We start from the raw sequence: 18622 nt of genomic DNA on the forward strand, positions 1-18622 counted from the left end.
GGTATCCATGGCAACGCTTGAAATCCACGACCTGCACGTCTCCGTCGAGGCCGAGAACGGCGCCCGCGAGATCCTCAAGGGCGTCGACCTCACCGTCAAGCAGGGTGAGACGCACGCCATCATGGGTCCGAACGGCTCCGGCAAGTCCACGCTGGCGTACTCCCTGGCCGGTCACCCGAAGTACACCGTCACCGGTGGCACCGTGACCCTCGACGGCGAGGACGTCCTGGAGATGTCCGTCGACGAGCGCGCCCGCGCCGGCGTCTTCCTCGCCATGCAGTACCCGGTCGAGGTCCCCGGCGTCTCGGTCTCCAACTTCCTGCGCACCTCCGCCACCGCCATCCGCGGCGAGGCCCCCAAGCTGCGCACCTGGGTGAAGGAGGTCAAGTCCGCCATGGAGCAGCTCCACATGGACCCGGCCTTCGCCGAGCGCAACGTCAACGAGGGCTTCTCCGGCGGTGAGAAGAAGCGCCACGAGATCCTCCAGCTGGAGCTCCTCAAGCCGAAGATCGCGATCCTCGACGAGACCGACTCCGGCCTGGACGTCGACGCCCTGCGCATCGTCTCCGAGGGCGTCAACCGCGTCCGCGAGACCGGTGAGGTCGGCACCCTGCTGATCACCCACTACACGCGCATCCTGCGCTACATCAAGCCCGACTTCGTGCACGTGTTCGCGAACGGCCGCATCGCCGAGTCCGGCGGCGCCGAGCTCGCCGACCAGCTGGAGAACGAGGGCTACGACAAGTACGTGAAGGGTGGCGCGACCGCGTGACACAGCTGCCTGGCCTCCTCGACACCGAGGCGATCCGCAAGGACTTCCCCCTGCTGGATCGTGTGGTCCACGACGGGAAGAAGATCGTTTACCTGGACAACGCTGCGACCTCGCAGAAGCCGCGCCAGGTACTCGACGCGCTGAACGAGTACTACGAGCAGCACAACGCGAACGTCCACCGCGGCGTGCACGTGCTCGCCGAGGAGGCCACGGCGCTGTACGAGGGGGCCCGCGACAAGGTCGCCGCCTTCATCAACGCGCCGAGCCGCGACGAGGTGATCTTCACCAAGAACGCCTCGGAGTCGCTCAACCTCGTCGCGAACATGCTCGGCTGGGCGGACGAGCCCTACCGGGTCGACCGCGAGACCGAGATCGCCATCACCGAGATGGAGCACCACTCCAACATCGTGCCGTGGCAGCTGCTCGCGCAGCGCACCGGCGCGAAGCTGAAGTGGTTCGGCCTCACCGACGACGGCCGGCTCGACCTGTCCAACATCGAAGAGGTCATCACGGAGAAGACGAAGATCGTCTCCTTCACGCTGGTCTCCAACATCATGGGCACGGTCAACCCGGTCGAGGCGATCGTCCGGCGCGCCCAGGACGTCGGCGCGCTGGTGCTGATCGACGCCTCCCAGGCCGCTCCGCACATGCCGCTGGACGTGCAGGCGCTCGGCGCCGACTTCGTGGCCTTCACCGGCCACAAGATGTGCGGCCCGACCGGCATCGGCGTCCTGTGGGGCCGCCAGGAGCTGCTGGAGGACCTGCCTCCGTTCCTCGGCGGCGGCGAGATGATCGAGACCGTGTCGATGCACGCCTCGACCTACGCCCCGGCGCCGCACAAGTTCGAGGCCGGTACGCCCCCGATCGCCCAGGCCGTCGGCCTCGGCGCGGCCGTGGACTACCTGTCGGCGATCGGCATGGACAAGATCGCCGCGCACGAGCACGCGATCACCGAGTACGCGATCAAGCGCCTCGCCGAGGTGCCCGACCTGCGGATCATCGGCCCCACCACGGCCGAGGACCGCGGCGCCGCGATCTCCTTCGTACTCGGCGACATCCACCCGCACGACGTCGGCCAGGTCCTGGACGAGCAGGGCATCGCGGTCCGCGTGGGACACCACTGCGCGCGCCCCGTCTGCCTGCGCTACGGAATTCCGGCGACGACGCGAGCGTCTTTCTACTTGTACTCCTCTCCGGCCGATGTCGACGCGCTGATCGACGGGCTGGAGCACGTACGGAACTTCTTCGGCTGACGGACGAGGCGACGAGGACGCAGTGAAGCTGGATTCGATGTACCAGGAACTGATCCTGGACCACTACAAGCACCCGCACGGGCGTGGCCTGCGCGACGGCGACGCCGAGGTGCACCACGTCAACCCGACCTGCGGTGACGAGATCACGCTGCGCGTGAAGTACGACGGTGAGACGCTGACAGATGTCAGCTACGAGGGCCAGGGCTGCTCCATCAGCCAGGCCAGCGCCTCCGTACTGAACGAGCTGCTCGTGGGCAAGGAACTGGCCGAGGCGCAGAAGATCCAGGCCGTGTTCCTGGAGATGATGCAGTCCAAGGGCAAGATCGAGCCCGACGAGGCCATGGAGGAGGTGCTGGAGGACGCCGTCGCGTTCGTCGGCGTCTCCAAGTACCCGGCGCGTGTGAAGTGCGCTCTGCTGAGCTGGATGGCGTGGAAGGACGCGACGGCCCAGGCTCTGGGCGACGCGGAGAGGAAGACGGCATGACCGAGAACGCGACGCCCGAGGCGTCGACCAAGCCGGCCACCGAGGAAGAGGTCCGCGAGGCCCTCTACGACGTGGTCGACCCCGAGCTGGGCATCGACGTCGTCAACCTGGGCCTGATCTACGGCATCCACATCGACGACGCGAACATCGCCACCCTCGACATGACCCTGACCTCGGCGGCCTGCCCGCTGACGGACGTCATCGAGGACCAGGCGAAGTCGGCGACGGACGGCATCGTCAACGAACTCCGGATCAACTGGGTCTGGATGCCGCCGTGGGGCCCGGACAAGATCACGGACGACGGTCGTGAGCAGCTCCGCGCGCTCGGCTTCAACGTCTGATTCACCCCCGCTCGCCCAGGAGGGCCCCCGGCACGCGCGTGCCGGGGGCCCTCCTGCTTGCCCGCCGGCTGCCTCCCCGGCCCCGAACCTCTCGACGGCCGTCACGACGTGGCGCGGCATACGGCAGCCCCCCCGGACCGTCCGTTTCGCCGCCGGGGCCGCCTGTCCCGCCGCGCTGCTGATCGCCGGGCCGACCACGCCCGCACAGGCCGTGACGTACGGGCGCCGACGATCGCACTGTCCGCGTCCTACCCTTCCGGGCCCCTCCGTTGTGTACGGGCGTACGCATCGATGTGTACCCTTGTACACATGCCCTATGTCCTGCTCGCCGCCGCCATCGCCGCCGAGGTCGCCGGCACCACCGCCATGAAGTACAGCGACGGCTTCACGAAGCTGTGGCCCTCGCTCGGCACCCTGCTGGGATACGCCATCGCCTTCACCCTGCTCGCGCAGACGCTGAAATCCATGTCGGTCGGCACGGCCTACGCGATATGGGCGGGCGTCGGCACCGCCGCGATCGCCGCGATCGGCATGGTGTTCATGGGGGAGGCCGCCACCGCCGCGAAGATCGCCGGGATCGCCCTCGTGATCGGCGGTGTGGTCCTGCTGAACCTCGGCGGGGCGCACTGATGCCGCAGAGCGTGCGGCGCTACGACCCCGATCGGCGGCAGCGGATCATCGACGCCGCGATCCGCGTGGTGGGCACCAAGGGCATCGCCGGACTGAGCCACCGCAGCGCGGCCGCGGAGGCCGACGTACCGCTGGGCTCGACGACGTACCACTTCAAAACGCTGGACGACCTGCTGGTGGCGGCGCTGCGGCAGGCCAACGAGGGCTTCGCCCGTGCGGTGGCGGCCGCGCCGGTGCTCGCCGACCCGGACGCCGACCTCGCCGGTGCGCTGGCCCGCCTCCTGGGCGAGTTCCTGGCGGCGGACCGGGGCCGGGTGGAGCTGGAGTACGAGCTCTACCTCGCGGCGCTGCGCCGCCCGGCCCTGCGGCCGGTGGCCGCCGAGTGGTGCGAGGCCGCGTGCCGGGCGCTGACCTCGCGGACCGACCCGGTGACGGCGCGGGCGCTGGTCGCCGCGATGGACGGCATCAGCCTGCAGGTCCTGCTGACGGACGCCGAGTACGACGAGCCGTACGCCCGCGAGGTGCTGGCCCGCCTCCTGCGACCCGCCTAGGTCGTGTCGTCAAGGTCCCGCCTGGCCGGCCACGCCCTTGGGGCGGCCGACGCTGCTTTGACGACACTCCACTGTAAGAACCGTCCCGCAATCCCCGGTGGATCAGCGCGCGGCGTCAGACGCGGTGCATCGCAAGGCGGAGGAGCGTGCTGATACTGGGCGTATCCGGGCGTTCCGACAACGCGGCGAGGTGCCGTGGCTGTCGTCGTGCGCCCGCCGGGGATCACGGGACAGCCCTCAGGGGGTGTCCCCCGCGGAGCGGACCGCTGTCAGGGCCGCCTGCACGCTCGCCTCGATGTCGCGGATCGGATAGATCACCTCGCGCACCGTGCGGTCGCGGTCGACGACCAGGGTCAGCCGCTTGATCCGGCTCACCCCCGCCGCGCGGAACGTCGGCAGGCGCAGGGCGGCCGTCAGTGCCAGGTCGGCGTCCGAGAGGAGCGGGAAGCGCAGCCGTTCCTGCTCTGCGAACTCCCGCTGCTCGTCCGGGCGCTGCGTCGACACCCCGTGCACGGTGGCGCCGGCCGCGGTGAACTCCGCGAGCTGGTCGCGGTACGTGCACGACTCGAACGTGCAGCCCTTGGCGCCCGGGATCCCGGCCCAGCCGGGCGGGTAGGACTCGGCCCGCGCGTACGCGCCCGGGAAGAAGTACAGGACCGTGAACGGTGTGTCCGCCACCGGGTCTCCGACCCCGCCGAAACGGTCCGGCAGCAGCAGCGGCGGCACCCGCGTGCCGTGCAGCGAGTGCACCCGTTCCGCCTCGCGCGATGCCTCATCGGTCGTCGCCGTCATCTCTCCCTCTCCCAGGACCCAGGTGTCGCCCCAGTCCTGGAGGGCCACCAGGACCGGCAGCAGCCCCCGCCCGCGCGGAGTCAGCCGGTACTCGTGCCGCACCGGACGTTCCTGGTACGGCTCGCGCGACAGCACCCCGGCCTCCACGAGCAGCTTCAGCCGCTCCGTGAGCACCTTGCGGGACACCCCCAGCTCGCGCTGGAGCTCGTCGAAGCGGTGCAGACCGCGCGCGGTGTCGCGCACGATCAGCAGCGTCCACCAGTCGCCCACCACGTCGAGGGCCTGGGCGATGGCGCAGTCCGCGTCGCCGAGGTGTGTGCGCTGGGCCATGGGAACTCCTTTGTCCGTTGACCCAAGGCTGTCATGCTGACATAGTCCGTTCCCAAAAGGAACTCACTGATCGGATGCGGGGGACACGGGTGTGCTGCAGGGGTTCAAGGACATACCGAGGGTCGTGTGGCTGCTGGTTGCGGGGGTGTTCGTCAACGCCGTCGTCGCCTTCACCTTCGTTTTCGTCTTCCTCTACCTGACCGGCCCGCGCGGCCTCGGCGCCGCCGAGGCCGGCCTCGTCAGCGGAATCGGCGGCGTCGGCCTGGTCGCGGGCAACTTCAGCGGAGGCTGGTTCGGGGACCGCTTCGGTCACCGACGGGTGCTCCTGGCCGCCGCCACCTTGGGTGGACTGGCCCTCGCGGCCTTCCCGCTGCTGCCCACGCCGCTCCTCTTCGTGGCCATGCCGGTGGCCCAGTACGCCTCCGGCGTGATCCGGGCCGCCAATTCCGCGCTGGTCGCGGTCACCGTCCCGGAGGGGGGCCGCCGCCAGGCCTTCGCCCTCGTACGGTGCGCCTCCAACGGCGGATTCACCCTCGGCCCGCCGCTGGGCGCCCTGATCGCGGCCGGGCTCTCGTACGACTGGCTCTTCGTCGCCGACGGCGTCGGAACCCTCTTCTTCGCCTTCTGGACCGCCCGCGTCGTCCCGGCCCGCGGCGCACCCCGCAAGACCTCCGCGGCCCCGGACGGGGGTCGGGGCCGCGGACTCGCCGCCGAGCTGCGGGCCCGGCCCGCCCTGCTGGTGCTGCTCGGGGCGATCCTGGTGACCGACGTCGTCTACCGCCAGCAGTACTCCGCCTTCCCCGTCTTCCTCGCCGACCACGGTCTGGACGTGCGCACCTTCGGGCTCGTCATCGCCCTCAACGGCGGCGTCATCCTGCTGCTGGAGCTCCCGGTCGCCGTCGCGCTGCGCGAACGGCCGGCGCTGCCGGTGATCGCCGCCGGGATCGTGCTGGTCGGGGCCGGGTACGGGGCGCTGGTGTTCGGGGCGGGGATCGCGAGCGCCGTGGTGATGATGGTGCTGCTGAGCCTCGGGGAGATCCTGTACAAGACCACCGCCACCGCCTACGTCGCCGACGAGGCGCCCGAGCACGCCGTCGGACGGTTCCAGAGCGTGTACGCGGGCATCTCGGTCAGCGGGGTCGTCATCGGGCCGCCCCTGGGAGGTGCGCTGTACTCGGCCGCGCCCGGCCTGCTGTGGCCGCTGTGCGCCGGGCTCGCGGTGGCGGCGGGCGGGGCGGTGCTGTGGGCTTCGGCGCGGCAGCGGCGACACGCGCCCCGACCGGCACATGAGACCGGTTCGCAACCTCAGGCCGTCGCCGGTTAGGTTTCGGGCATGACTGCTACGCGTACCACCGGCGCCGTCGCCGCCGGACTTGCCACCATCACCGCCGACGGCACCGTCCTCGACACCTGGTTCCCCGCCCCCGAGCTGGTCGCCGAGCCCGGCCCGGCCGGCACCGAGCGCCTCACCGCCGAGCAGGCCGTGGAGCTCCTCGGCGCCGCCGCGGCCAAGGCGATCCGCACGGACGCGGTCCGCGGCGTCGAGGTCGTAGCCGTCCGCACGGTCATCGCCTCCCTGGAGGACAAGCCGCTGGACGCGCACGACGCGTACCTGCGCCTGCACCTGCTCAGCCACCGCCTGGTCAAGCCGCACGGCCAGAACCTCGACGGTGTCTTCGGCCTGCTGGCCAACGTCGCCTGGACCTCGCTGGGCCCGGTCGCCGTCGACCAGGTCGAGACCGTCCGGCTCAATGCCCGTGCCGAGGGCCTGCACCTCCAGGTCACCTCGATCGACAAGTTCCCGCGGATGACGGACTACGTCGCCCCCAAGGGCGTGCGCATCGCCGATGCGGACCGCGTCCGCCTCGGCGCGCACCTCGCCGAGGGGACCACCGTCATGCACGAGGGCTTCGTCAACTTCAACGCCGGCACCCTCGGCACCTCCATGGTCGAGGGCCGCATCTCCGCGGGCGTCGTCGTCGGCGACGGCTCCGACATCGGCGGCGGCGCCTCCACGATGGGCACCCTCTCCGGCGGTGGCAAGCAGATCATCTCGATCGGCGAGCGCACCCTGGTCGGCGCCGAGGCGGGCGTGGGCATCGCCCTCGGCAACGAGTGCGTCGTCGAGGCCGGCCTCTACGTCACCGCCGGCACCCGAGTCACCCTGCCGGACGGCCAGGTCGTCAAGGCCCTGGAGCTCTCCGGCGCCGACAACATCCTCTTCCGCCGCAACTCGGTCACGGGCACCGTCGAGGCCCGCCCGTACAAGGCCAACTGGGGCGGCCTGAACGAGGTCCTCCACAGCCACAACTGACGGCCGTACACGTCTGCGAGCGCCCTCCCGGACCCACCGTCCGGGAGGGCGCTCGATATTGCCGGCCGACGGGCACCGGCGCCGGGGGGCTCATGTCGGGGGGCCGGGCGGTCGGCGGTCAGTCGCAGCGCTCGACGGCGTTCGGCTGCAGCCGCAGTTCCTGGACCTGGTAGCAGTCCGAGTAGACGGTGGCGATGACCGCGCCGCACGTGCACACCAGGTTGGGGCCCCATTCGCCGTCCATCCCGCAGCAGTACCCGCGGCGCATCGCGACGTCCGGGTGTGCCTCCAGGCCGATGCCGTCACCGGGGCCGAGCACGATGGTGCCGCTCGGGCCGGACTCCATGAGCAGCCCGGACGAACCGTCCAGGACGTACGGGGGGCCGGACGGCTCGGGGTCGACCGCGAAGGTCCCGGGAGCCATCCGCACGATCGGTTCGTCGGTATGGCCGTTCACGTCCGTCGCGGACGCCTTCGGCCGATACCACTCGTCGTCCCTGTCCGGGTCCGGCAGGGACCGCTCGGTGACGGGCGCAGTCACCGCGCGGTGGCAGGCCCGGCACTGGAAGACCGTCATCGGGGACTCGTGCGTCGGCCGGTGCTAGTGCAGGGGGATCGTGCGGATCAGGCCGGCGAAGGCCTGCTCCTCCGCCTCGGTCAGCTGCACCGACTCCATCGGGTGCCCGGCGGAGCTGCGCTGCGCCGGGATCATCGGCAGCGCCTCGGAGGCGACGGGCTCCGGCTGCCGGAAGCGGCTGCCCCACAGCATGTGGCCCAGGCCGGCCACCCAGACGAGCGCTGCCACGAGCAGGACGGCGAGGCCGATTTCCTGGGCGAGGGAGATCGAGGGGAACACCAGGATCCTCCAGGGGAGCGGGCGGGGCGGGCGGCGCGAGCCGGGCTGGGCCGGGACAAGATCGGGCGTGCAGACACTCAACACCACAACCGGTCGATTCGGTGGAGATGTGGCGAGCGTCACGCCAGGGCCGAAAGTCCTCATCTCGCCCGGGACGGCCTCCACACGGCCGGCCGAGGGACCGCTTGAAGCCCTCGGGGCTGGGCGCGAAGGCCCAGCCGCTCGAAGGAGCGGTGGGCCGCCGTGCGCCGCTTGTTGCCGGTGAGCTGGACCAAGCCGCAACCGCGCCCGCGGGCCCGCTTCGCGGCCTGCCGCATCAGCTCCGCCGCCCCCTCCGAGCACGGCGGGCAGGTCCGGCGGGTGGCGGGGCGGAAGAGCATGGCGGGATCGTGGCAGGGGCCCGGCCGGGCCGGCGGCCGGGCCCCTGCTGCTCCTGGCCCCGGTGTTACGGGCGGAAGCGCAGCACCTGCGGGTCGTGGTCGCTGTTCTGGGCGGCGAACTCCGCGTTGATGTGCACGCTGTCGTACGTGAACTTCTTGATCGCCGGGCTGGTCAGGATCTGGTCCAGCACCTGCGCGTTGCCCTGGTAGACGTACGAGTACCGCTCGGCCTTCGGCAGCGACTTGATCGCCGGGTACAGCGCCCCGCCGTCCGCCAGGGCGTCCGTGGTCGCCGAGAACTCGAAGTCGTTGATGTCGCCGAGGACGACGACGTTGGCGTTCTTGTCCTCCGCCAGGATCTGCTTCACGAAGCCGTTCACGGCCTGCGCCTGGAGCAGCCGCTTGGTCTCCGAGGAGCGCAGCGGCGGCTGGTGGTGCGAGGTCAGGCCCTCGTCGCCGCCCTTCGAGCCGAAGTGGTTGGCGATCACGAAGACCGTCTTGCCGCGGAAGGTGAACTCGCCGGCGAGCGGCTTGCGGCTGTCGGCCCACGCCGGGTTCGCGGGGTCCACGCGGCCGGGGGAGTGGGTCAGGTGGGTCTTGCCGTTCTCCGTGACGACGCCGGTCGCCGTCACCGCGTCGCCCGGGGCGCGCTCGGTGAAGGAGACCCGCGCCGGGTTGAAGAGGAACACCTGGCGGATGTTCCCGCCGGGCTCGCCGCCGTCCTTCTTGTCCTCCGGGTTGACGGTCCGCCACTGGTAGGCCGGGCCGCCCGCCGCCGCGATGGCCGTGGTGAACTTCGTGAGCGTCTGTTCGGCCGAGACGGTGCCGTCGTTCTTGGCGCCGTTGTCGTCCTGGATCTCCTCCAGGGCGAGGACGTCGGGGGAGGCCAGGTTCTCGACGACCGCCTTCGCCAGCGCGTCGAACTTCTCCTGGGGGTCGGTGGGGTCGAGGTTCTCGACGTTGTACGTGGCCACCGCGAGCTCCTGCTCGGCCTGCGGCTTGGTCTTCTCGGGGGCGAGGGTGCCCGCCTTGACGGTGCCGAGGGTGCGGGCCACCAGCGTGTAGCCGCCGAACTGGTTGAAGTCCAGCGGGCCCTCGGTGGTACCGGTCAGCTTGTCGCCGACGTTGGCCACCGGGAAGGGCTGCTGCGCGAGGGGCGCGAGCTGCTGGATCTGGAGGCGGCCGGTGTTCTGGGACTCGTAGGAGCCGTAGACGGTGCCGCCGCGCTTGGCGGCGTTCTCCCAGCCCTTGACCGTGACCCACAGCTCCGCATACGGGTCGGTGGCGCCGACGACGCGCGAGGTGCCGATCTTGACGTTCATGCCCTCGAGTGACTCGTAGTGGTCCAGGGCGTAGCGCGACGGCTCCAGGGCCAGGCCGTTGATGCTGCCGCCGGCGGCCGGGTCGCCGGCCGGGGTGTACTCGGCGGGCACCGTGTACTCGTTGATCGCGGCGGCCTCGGGCAGCGCGTTGCCGGAGGAGACCACGGTGACCGTCGGCTTGGAGATCTGGGTCACCGACTGGTTGCCGGAGTTCACGCCGCCGGGGATGTACTCGCCGACCGTGCCGGAGACCTTGACCGCGTCGCCGACGGCGACGGTCGGCACCGAGTTGCTGAAGACGAAGACGCCCTCGCTGGTCGCGGCGTTGTCGTCGGCGTCGGGGTCCTGGATCCAGAAACCGCGCGAGCCGTAGGCCCGCACGCCCGTCACGATGCCCTCGACATCGGCGACCTGCTTGCCGTTGAGCGGGGATATCCGGGTGGTGCCCTGGATGTCGTGGATGCGTACCGGGTCGGCGGACGCCGCGCCCTCGGCCGCGTCGGCGGAGCCCGCGAGCAGGCCGGTGGCCAGCGCGGAGGCGACGAGGGCCGCGACGGCGGCGGAGCGGGGATGCGAGGAGCGCATGGTCAGGAAACTCCGGTGTGGGAGAGGGGTAAGGAGAGGCTGCAACAGCGGGATCTGCGGGGGGTTGGTCAGCCCCCGAACGTCTACGCGCGTCAATTTCCTGTGTTGCCAGCAAAGTTGTCAAGCCCTCCAGGGGAGACGGCGGCTGACTGTGGGATGAACCAAAGCCGATGACCCGTCGGGGGCGCCCGATATGCGTCTACGCTGGGTCGCCGTAAGACGGCCATGGCTGTCATCTGCGCCACATCCGCCATGCCCGCACTGCCCCGTCATGTCGGCCATGTCACCGGTTTTCGGGCGTGTATGACGGTCCGGCCGCCCGGCCGGACCGTCACGGCCCGCCCGTCACCACCGCGTCCGCGAGGAGAGCCGCCCCATGTCCGCTGAGTCGCACCCCACACTGCCGCCGGTCCGGCTGCACTCCGATGCGGAGCTGGCACGCGACGCCCTGGGCGCCCCGCTGTTCGCGCGCGCCGTACGTCTGGCCCGCTGGGCCGGCCCCGGAACCCGCGTCGGCGTCGGCGGTGAACTGGCGGCCGAGCAGCTGCCCGACGCCGCCGCCCACCTCGGCCTCGACGCCGGCGACGAGGACGCCCCCGGGCAGGCGAGCCAGGCCTGGCGGGTGGCCGTGGACACCGGGCTGGTGGACGTGACCGAGCCCGAGGAGGACACGGACGGGGACGCCGAGGGCGCCCCCGGGGCCGGAGAGGAGCCGTACGGCACGGCCGCGCCCGGCGAGGACCTGGCACTGGTGACGGGCGGAACGCCCGGCGACGTGCTCGACCTGTGGCGGGCGGCCCTGGAGGCGGTGCTCGCGGACGCGGCGGTGCCCGACCTGGAGGACCTGGTCGACGCGCTGGACGCCGGCGGGGAGATCGACTTCGACCGGTTGGACTGGAACCCGGGCCGCGAGGCGGACGTGCTCGACGAGGTCCTCGCCAACCTCTACCTGCTCACCGTCTCCGGGACCGGCGGCGTCGACCGACCGATTCCGCTTCCGGTGCTGGCCGCTTCACTGGTGGCGCCCGAGACCATGGGCGAGCCCAGCGACGCCGTGCTGGAGCAGGTCTCGGACGCGATGATGCGCCTCGACGACCAGTTCCGGCAGCTGGAGCCGATCGGACTGGTGGAGTTCCGGCCCGTCGACGAGGAGCTCATGGCGCAGGCGGACGAGGACGGCCCGCGCGCCGGGCGCGAGGACGACGACGCGGACGTATCCCGCTACGGCATGGTCCGCCTGACCCCGCTCGGCCTCTACGGCATCCGCGCCCGGATGCTGGAAGCGGGAGTTGACGCCCCTGCCGTCGGGGAACTGGCCGGCAAGGGCGCCGACGCACTCCTCGACGCCGTCGCCTCCTACCCCGAGCACGCCGCGCAGGCCGAGATCGAGCAGTGGCTGGCGGGCCGCGACCTGCTCGCCGCCGTCGCCGAGCTGCTCGCCGCCGCCCGCGGGGACGACGAGGGCGGCCCGCTGCGACGGCTACGCTGCCAGCAGGCCCTCGCGCTGGCCGGGCCGGAGGCCGAGCCGGCGGTCCGCTCGGTGCTGCACGAGGCGGAGCTCGGCGGGCTCGCCCGGGTCTGGCTGGCGGAGCACGGGGTGGCCGACGTACCGCCGCCCGCCCCGGAGATGGTGTTCTGGCTGACCGTCGACACGATCGCGGCGCAGCTCGCCGCAGACGGCGAGACCGAGGAGCTGCCCCTCCTGATGGAGACCCTGACCGCGCATCACGCGGGGTTCTTCGACCAGGTGTGGCGCGTCGAGCACCCGTCGACGGCCCAGGTCCTGGAGGCGATGGGCCGGCTGCACCCGGACCGGAAGACGGCCAAGGAGGCCCGCAAGGCCGCATTCAAGGCGCGCTCCCGCAGGCCCTGAGCCGGGCCCGCCCGCCGGGTCGGCGACAATGCGCCGTTCATGGGCCGGAGTTGGCCATTGACGCCCACCGGCAAGGGGCCGGTTCTCTTCGTGGGTAATTCAGCCGCCGTTCACGTGCGGGCGGGAGCGTGTGCGCCGACGACCGCACGACAGGCGCACCACTCCCCACCCCAGGAGACCCGATGCCGATGCCGCTCAGCCGTAGAGACTTCACCGCCCGTACCGTCATCGCCGGCGCGGGAGTCGCGCTCACCGGGACGGTCGGCGCCCTCGCCACCGCTCCGGGCGCGCTCGCGGCCGAGGAGGGCGCGGGCCGCGACGAGCACGGGCGGCCCTGTGAGCCCGGCTACGGCCCGCTCGTCCCCGACCCGGCCGGCATCCTCGCCCTCCCCGCCGGCTTCCGCTACCGCGTGATCACGCACAGCGGCGTCACGACGCTGGAGTCCGGTGAGACGACCCCGTCCCACCACGACGGGACCGCGGCCTTCGAGGGCCACCGCGGCGTCACCCTCCTCGTCAACAACCACGAACTCAAGGGCAAGCGTGCGAACTGGGCCCGCCCCGTCCCGCTCACCGAGGGCCTCGTCTACGACCCGGCCGCTGCCGGCGGATGCACGGTCGTCGAGGTCCGGCGCGGCGGCGAGGTCGCCGAATGGGTGGGCATCTCGGGTACGTCGACCAACTGCGCGGGCGGCGCCACCCCCTGGGACACCTGGCTTACCTGCGAGGAGAACTCCGACCTCGCCGGGAAGAACGGCATGACCAAGGACCACGGCTACGTCTTCGAGGTCGACCCGCACGACCGCCGCGCCAACCGCGACCCGCGCCCGGTCAAGGCCTTCGGCCGCTACGACCACGAGGCCGTGGTCATCGACCCGCGGCAGGGCCACGCGTACCTGACCGAGGACGCCTCCGGCCCCAACGGGCTGCTCTACCGCTGGACCCCGCCCCGCGGCTTCCGGCACGGGCGCGGCAGGCTCCGTACGCTCGCCGCCGACGCGGGCGTGCTCCAGGCCGCCAAGTGCATCGACAGCTCGGGCCGGTTCGTCGACGACCTCTCGCGAGCCACGAGGACCGGCACCGTCTACGGCGTCGACTGGGTGGACGTGCCGGACCGCGACGCGCGGACCGTACCGACGCGCAAGCAGTTCGCGGACAACGCGGTGACGCGCGGACGCAAGCTCGAGGGCATCTGGTGGGCCGACGGCGGCGCGTACTTCGTGTCCTCCTACGCCCGTGAGGAGAGCCCGGGCGCGGCGCACGACGGCCAGGTCTGGTTCTACGACCCCAAGCGGCGCACGATCCGGCTGACCGTCCTCATCGGCGTGAACGCGGACCCGTCGGTGGACGGCGGCTACGACGGCCCCGACAACATCACCGTGTCGCCGTACGGGGGCCTGGTCATCGCGGAGGACGGCTCGGGGTTGCAGCACCTCTTCGGTGCGACCGAATCCGGCCGCACCTACCCGCTGGCGCGCAACGAGCTGAACATCGGGACGCCGGAGGAGCCCGAGTACGCGGAGTTCACCGGCGTCTGCTTCTCGCCGGACGGGCGGACCCTGTACGCGAACATCCAGGACCCGGGGATCATGCTGGCCATCACCGGGCCGTGGCGGCGCGCACACTGACGCCCCGCCCGGCCGGGATCGCGGGCCTCACTGGGCCGGGGAAACCTCCGCGCGGGAGGCCTCGGCCCACTCGGCGAGCAGGAACTCATACGCCTCGGAAGGCCACTCGCCGTCCACCCGGGTCTCCACGAGGTGCCGTATCGCCTCGTTCGCCTCGGCGGCGGACGGGCGGGCGGGCCCCGCGGGCGTGAGTGTCTCGTGCATGCTTCCAAGGCTACGGGCGGGCACTGACAGCCACCCACGGATTACGCGTGGCATCCATCACCCGCGATCCGCTCCGGTGGCCGCCCGTGCCCGCCCACCTGCTCAGAGTGCCTGGGCGGCGGGCTTGACCATGCCGCGCACTGTGCGCGACTTCACAAACTCACCCATGGCCGTCATCTCCCACTCGCCGGAGAACTGACGGATCAGCTTCGCCATCATCACGCCCGTCTGCGGCTCGGCACCGGTGAGGTCGAAGCGCACCAGCTCCTCGCCGCTCGCCGCGTCGATCAGACGGCAGTAGGCCTTGGCCACCTCGGTGAACTTCTGGCCGGAGAAGGAGTTGACCGTGAAGACCAGGCCGGTGGCGTCGGCGGGAAGCCGGCCGAGGTCGACGACGATCACCTCGTCGTCGCCCGCGCCCTCACCGGTGAGGTTGTCCCCGGAGTGCTTGATGGCGCCGTTCAGGATGGACAGCTTGCCGAAGTAGCAGCTGTCGATGTGGTTGCGCTGCGGGCCGTAGGCGATGACGGACGCGTCGAGGTCGATGTCCCGGCCGGCGAAGGCGGGCTCCCAGCCCAGGCCCATCTTGACCTGGGAGAGCAGCGGGCGGCCGCCCTTGACCAGCGAGACGGTCTGGTTCTTCTGGAGGCTGACCCGGCCCTTGTCCAGGTTGATCTTTCCGGCGGCGGGCGGTGCGGCGGGGGCGGCCGGGGGCGCGGCGGGCGCGGGAGCGGGGGCCGGGGTGACCGGGGCGGGGGCGCCGGCGCCGGCGGTCAGCCAGGGGGAGGGCTGGTGGGTGACCGGCGGGGCGGGCGCAGCGGTGGGCGCCGCGGGGGCCGCGGGGGCGGGCGGGGCGACGGCGGCCGCGGGAGGCGGTTCCTCGTCCACGCTGACCCCGAAATCGGTGGCGATGCCCGCGAGGCCGTTCGCGTACCCCTGGCCGACCGCCCGGACCTTCCACGCGCCGCCGCGCAGATAGATCTCCACGACGACGAGCGCGGTCTCGGTGGCCAGCTGCGGCGGGGTGAACGAGGCGATCACCGTGCCGCCGTCGGCGTCGCGCACGGTGGCGGTGGGCTCGATGCCCTGGAAGGTCTGCCCGGCGGCGTCCGGACTGGCCGTGACCACGATCCGCTCGATGCCCGGGGGCACCGCGGAGGTGTCCACGGTGACCGAGTCCGGCGCCGCGCCCCCACCGGAACGGTAGGTGACACCGGGCCCGCTGGGCTGGTTGAAGAAGATGAAGTCGGCGTCGGAACGCACCTTGCCGTCCGCCGTGAGCAGCAGCGCGGACACGTCGAGCCGCACCGGCGCAGCCACGTCCACCGTCACACGGACGGCATTGAGCGGCAGGTTGGATCCAGGGGTCATAGCGGTCATGCCCGGAGAACGACCGGAGGTGCTTTGCCGTTCCCTTACCCTCGGTCGATATTTCCGCGCCGGGTGCGGATCGGCCGCGCCTTGCCGGGTGTCAAGGGCGGCGGTCGAGACGGAAGACCGCTGCCGCACCCCGGGCCGCCACGCCGATGGTGAACCAGTCGTCCATCATGTCCCACCCCAGGACGAACACGACGAGGCCGAAGACGAAGGCGAGCAGGCCGCACACGCCGAGCGCGATGCCGAGCGCCGTGCGGACGGTGCGCGTGAGCCGGCGGCGCAGGACGCGTCGGCGGGCACGGCGCCGACGGGTGCGCTGGTGGCGGTCGGCACTCCCGCCGCGCCCCATGAGGCAGTGGCCGCCGTCCTGGGTCAGGACGGCGGCCGCTCGGGTCGCGCGGTGGCGTGGGTGCAGGACCGGATGCGGCGGAGTGCTCCGCTCAGTCGCCCGTCACGCGGCGGGGGAGGTTCAGGGGATTGGCCTCGCGGAGTTCGGGCGGGAGGAGGGCGTCCGGGACCGACTGGTAGGCCACCGGACGCAGCCAGCGTTCGATCGCCGTGCCGCCCACCGAGGTGGAGTGCGAGGTCGCGGCCGGATACGGGCCGCCGTGGTGCTGGGCCGGGGCCACCGCGACCCCGGTCGGCCAGCCGTTGACCACGATCCGGCCCGCCAGCCCCGTGACCTGTCCGATCAGTTCGGCGGCCGGGCCCGGCGCACCCTCGGTCTCGGCGGCGGACAGCTGGAGGGTGGCGCTCAGGTTCCCGCCGAGCCGCCCGAGGACCGCGCCCGCCTCGCCCTGGCCGGCGTACCGGACGACGACGGTGACCGGGCCGAAGCACTCCTCCAGGAGGAGGTCGTGTCCCTCGCCCGCGAGGAGGTCCTCGGCCCGCACGGTCAGATAGCCAGCACCCACCGTGTGGTCGCCGCCGGACCCCGGAGTGACGGGGGCCTCGACGCCGGGCAGCGCGGCCCGCTCGCGCACCCCGGCGACGAAGTTCTCCCGCATCCGGTGATCGAGCAGCACCCCGGGCTCGGTCTCGCCGAGCGCCTTGGTCAGCTCGCCGGCGAGCCGGTCGCCGTCCGCGCCGTCAGGCACCAGGACGAGGCCGGGCTTCACGCAGAACTGGCCGACGCCGAGGGTGACCGAGGCCGCGAGGCCGGCGCCGATCTCCTCGGCGCGCTCGGCGGCCGCGGCCGGGGTGACCACGACGGGGTTGAGGGAGCCCAGTTCGCCGTGGAAGGGGATGGGCACGGGCCGAGCGGCGGCGGCGTCGAACAGCGCCCGTCCGCCCCGGATGGAACCGGTGAACCCGGCGGCGGCGACCAGCGGGTGGCGGATCAGCTCCAGGCCGGCTTCGAACCCGTGGACCACGGCCACCACTTCGGGCGGGAGCCCGTTCGCGACGGCCGCCCGGCGCAGCAGCGAGGCGCACAGCTCGGAGGTGGCGGGGTGGTCGGGGTGCGCCTTGACCACCACCGGGCAGCCCGCCGCCAGCGCGCTCGCGGTGTCCCCGCCGGGGACGGAGAAGGCGAGCGGGAAGTTGGAGGCGGCATAGACCGCGACCACGCCGAGCGGGACCTTGTAGCGGCGCAGCTCCGGGCGCGGCGGGCTGAGGGAGGGGTCGGCGCGGTCGATCCGGACGTCGAGGTAGGACCCCTCGTCGACGGCGTCGGCGAAGGCGCGCAGCTGGCCGGTGGTGCGGGCCAGTTCGCCGGTGAGCCGGCCCGGGCCGAGCGCGGTCTCGGCGTCGGCGGCCTCGATGACGTGGGGGGCGGCCTCGTCGAGGAGTGCGGCGGCGGTGCGCAGGAAGGCCGCGCGGACGGCGGCGTCCGCGAGCGGGCCGCGGGCGGCATGGGCGGCCCGTACGGCTTCGTCCACCTCGCGGGACGTGGCCTCCACCGCAACCTGCTCGCGCTGCTTCCCGGTGCGGGGGTCCACACTCCAGACTGGTGTCGTTGTCATGGCCCACTGCCTCCTGGATCGTTCAGTATTCTGAACGCGGTTCCGGTGGATGAATGATCACATCTGCTGCGGACTCTATTTCCGGGGTCCTCCGCGTGACAAGAGGCGACCAGAGGGGAAGCAGCGTATGACGACGACCGAGTCGGGGATCCCTGCCCAGGCGGCGCCGGTCAAATCGGCGGTCCGGACCGTCCTGCTGCTGGAGCACTTCGCGGCCCGGCCGGGGCTGCACAGCCTGGCCGACATCCAAAGCGACCTCTCCCTGCCCAAGTCCAGCCTCTACATGCTGCTGCGCACGCTGGTGAACCTGGGCTGGGTGGAGACGGACGCGACGGGCACGCGGTACGGCATCGGCGTACGGGCCCTGCTGGTCGGCAGTTCGTACATCGACGGGGACGAGGTGGTCGCCGCGGCCCGGCCCACCCTGGACCGGCTCTCCGACGACACGACGGAAACCATCCACCTGGCCCGACTCGACGGGACGAGCGTGGTGTACCTCGCCACCCGGCAGTCCCAGCACTATCTGCGGCCCTTCACCCGGGTCGGGCGGCGGCTGCCGGTGCACTCGACGGCGCTCGGCAAGGCGCTGCTCGCCACCCACTCGGACGCGGAGGTACGGGCGCTGCTGCCGCGGCGGCTGGAGGCGGTCACCGAGCACACCATCACCGACCGGGAGCACCTCATCGAGGAGCTGGAGCTGGTGCGGGAGCAGGGGTACGCGGTGGACCGGGAGGAGAACACCCTCGGGCTGCGCTGCTTCGGGGTGGCCGTGCCGTACCGGACGCCCGCCCGGGACGCGGTGAGCTGCTCGGTGCCGGTGGCGCGGCTGACGCCGGGGCACGAGCAGGTCATCAAGGCCGCGCTGTTCGAGGCGCGCGACCGGCTGTCGGTGGTGACGCGCCGCATGTGACGGTGCGTGGGACGGCGCGCGTGACGCCGTGAGCGGCGGGTGCGTGTGACACCCGG

General features: G+C 72.2%; 19 protein-coding genes. 11 read left to right on the forward strand and 8 right to left on the reverse strand.

What is annotated here, in order from left to right; all coding sequences use genetic code 11:
- The first annotated feature begins 7 nt into the window (after positions 1–7).
- From sufC to ACZ3X1_RS26025, 6 genes are all read left to right on the forward strand, one after another.
- Positions 8–772: a Fe-S cluster assembly ATPase SufC gene (gene sufC / locus ACZ3X1_RS26000; RefSeq protein ID WP_356811997.1), complete on the forward strand. Its 765-nt coding sequence runs from the start codon at positions 8–10 to the stop codon at positions 770–772.
- Positions 769–2025, forward strand: a complete 1257-nt coding sequence (locus ACZ3X1_RS26005; protein WP_356811998.1) for a cysteine desulfurase — start codon at positions 769–771, stop codon at positions 2023–2025. The genes sufC and ACZ3X1_RS26005 overlap by 4 nt, the downstream gene beginning before the upstream one ends.
- Before the next feature lie 22 nt (positions 2026–2047).
- Entirely contained in the window at positions 2048–2509 is a 462-nt protein-coding gene (gene sufU, locus ACZ3X1_RS26010; protein WP_030027090.1) for a Fe-S cluster assembly sulfur transfer protein SufU, read from the forward strand.
- Positions 2506–2850 (forward strand): metal-sulfur cluster assembly factor, encoded by a 345-nt coding sequence (locus ACZ3X1_RS26015; RefSeq protein ID WP_030027092.1) that lies wholly within the window; start codon positions 2506–2508, stop codon positions 2848–2850. Before sufU ends, ACZ3X1_RS26015 begins: the two co-directional genes overlap by 4 nt.
- A 309-nt stretch (positions 2851–3159) precedes the next feature.
- Positions 3160–3480, forward strand: a complete 321-nt coding sequence (locus ACZ3X1_RS26020; RefSeq protein ID WP_030831355.1) for a DMT family transporter — start codon at positions 3160–3162, stop codon at positions 3478–3480.
- Complete coding sequence (locus ACZ3X1_RS26025) at positions 3480–4031, forward strand: TetR/AcrR family transcriptional regulator (protein WP_390075108.1); 552 nt, start codon at positions 3480–3482, stop codon at positions 4029–4031. The genes ACZ3X1_RS26020 and ACZ3X1_RS26025 overlap by 1 nt, the downstream gene beginning before the upstream one ends.
- Before the next feature lie 237 nt (positions 4032–4268).
- Here ACZ3X1_RS26025 and ACZ3X1_RS26030 read toward each other — a convergent pair whose 3' ends face one another.
- Positions 4269–5153: a winged helix-turn-helix transcriptional regulator gene (locus ACZ3X1_RS26030; RefSeq protein WP_362631719.1), complete on the reverse strand. Its 885-nt coding sequence runs from the start codon at positions 5151–5153 to the stop codon at positions 4269–4271.
- Between the two features lie 94 nt (positions 5154–5247).
- Here ACZ3X1_RS26030 and ACZ3X1_RS26035 point away from each other — a divergent pair, with 94 nt between their 5' ends.
- Both ACZ3X1_RS26035 and dapD read left to right on the forward strand, forming a co-directional pair.
- Positions 5248–6477 (forward strand): MFS transporter, encoded by a 1230-nt coding sequence (locus ACZ3X1_RS26035; protein ID WP_467281184.1) that lies wholly within the window; start codon positions 5248–5250, stop codon positions 6475–6477.
- Positions 6478–6486: 9 nt separating this feature from the next.
- Positions 6487–7467: a 2,3,4,5-tetrahydropyridine-2,6-dicarboxylate N-succinyltransferase gene (dapD, locus tag ACZ3X1_RS26040; protein ID WP_356812001.1), complete on the forward strand. Its 981-nt coding sequence runs from the start codon at positions 6487–6489 to the stop codon at positions 7465–7467.
- Between the two features lie 118 nt (positions 7468–7585).
- Here the strand turns inward: dapD and ACZ3X1_RS26045 are convergent, their stop codons facing one another.
- The 3 genes from ACZ3X1_RS26045 to ACZ3X1_RS26055 form a co-directional block, all read right to left on the reverse strand.
- Positions 7586–8044 carry a hypothetical protein gene (locus ACZ3X1_RS26045; RefSeq protein WP_356812002.1) on the reverse strand — a complete coding sequence of 153 codons (459 nt, stop codon included), beginning with the start codon at positions 8042–8044 and terminating at the stop codon, positions 7586–7588.
- 24 nt (positions 8045–8068) lie between these two features.
- Positions 8069–8323 (reverse strand): hypothetical protein, encoded by a 255-nt coding sequence (locus tag ACZ3X1_RS26050; RefSeq protein ID WP_356812003.1) that lies wholly within the window; start codon positions 8321–8323, stop codon positions 8069–8071.
- Positions 8324–8768: 445 nt separating this feature from the next.
- The gene (locus ACZ3X1_RS26055) at positions 8769–10610 is read right to left on the reverse strand and encodes an endonuclease/exonuclease/phosphatase family protein (RefSeq protein WP_356812004.1); all 1842 of its coding nucleotides are present in this window, start codon (positions 10608–10610) and stop codon (positions 8769–8771) included.
- Between the two features lie 376 nt (positions 10611–10986).
- Between ACZ3X1_RS26055 and ACZ3X1_RS26060 the strand changes: the two genes are divergently transcribed.
- Both ACZ3X1_RS26060 and ACZ3X1_RS26065 read left to right on the forward strand, forming a co-directional pair.
- Positions 10987–12483: a hypothetical protein gene (locus ACZ3X1_RS26060; RefSeq protein WP_467281135.1), complete on the forward strand. Its 1497-nt coding sequence runs from the start codon at positions 10987–10989 to the stop codon at positions 12481–12483.
- A gap of 188 nt (positions 12484–12671) precedes the next feature.
- On the forward strand, positions 12672–14111 hold the full coding sequence (locus ACZ3X1_RS26065) for an alkaline phosphatase PhoX (protein WP_467281185.1): 1440 nt from the start codon (positions 12672–12674) through the stop codon (positions 14109–14111).
- 27 nt (positions 14112–14138) lie between these two features.
- Here the strand turns inward: ACZ3X1_RS26065 and ACZ3X1_RS26070 are convergent, their stop codons facing one another.
- From ACZ3X1_RS26070 to ACZ3X1_RS26085, 4 genes are all read right to left on the reverse strand, one after another.
- Positions 14139–14315, reverse strand: a complete 177-nt coding sequence (locus tag ACZ3X1_RS26070) for a hypothetical protein (RefSeq protein ID WP_356812006.1) — start codon at positions 14313–14315, stop codon at positions 14139–14141.
- A gap of 102 nt (positions 14316–14417) precedes the next feature.
- Positions 14418–15695 carry a TerD family protein gene (locus ACZ3X1_RS26075; protein ID WP_467281136.1) on the reverse strand — a complete coding sequence of 426 codons (1278 nt, stop codon included), beginning with the start codon at positions 15693–15695 and terminating at the stop codon, positions 14418–14420.
- Between the two features lie 91 nt (positions 15696–15786).
- Positions 15787–16041, reverse strand: a complete 255-nt coding sequence (locus tag ACZ3X1_RS26080; protein WP_356814763.1) for a hypothetical protein — start codon at positions 16039–16041, stop codon at positions 15787–15789.
- Between the two features lie 91 nt (positions 16042–16132).
- The gene (locus ACZ3X1_RS26085) at positions 16133–17656 is read right to left on the reverse strand and encodes an aldehyde dehydrogenase (NADP(+)) (RefSeq protein ID WP_467281137.1); all 1524 of its coding nucleotides are present in this window, start codon (positions 17654–17656) and stop codon (positions 16133–16135) included.
- 127 nt (positions 17657–17783) lie between these two features.
- On the opposite strand from ACZ3X1_RS26085, the gene ACZ3X1_RS26090 reads away from it, so the two are divergent.
- Positions 17784–18566 (forward strand): IclR family transcriptional regulator, encoded by a 783-nt coding sequence (locus ACZ3X1_RS26090; protein ID WP_356814761.1) that lies wholly within the window; start codon positions 17784–17786, stop codon positions 18564–18566.
- The last annotated feature ends 56 nt before the right edge of the window (positions 18567–18622 follow it).

It is taken from the genome of Streptomyces sp. NPDC023541 (assembly GCF_055559995.1).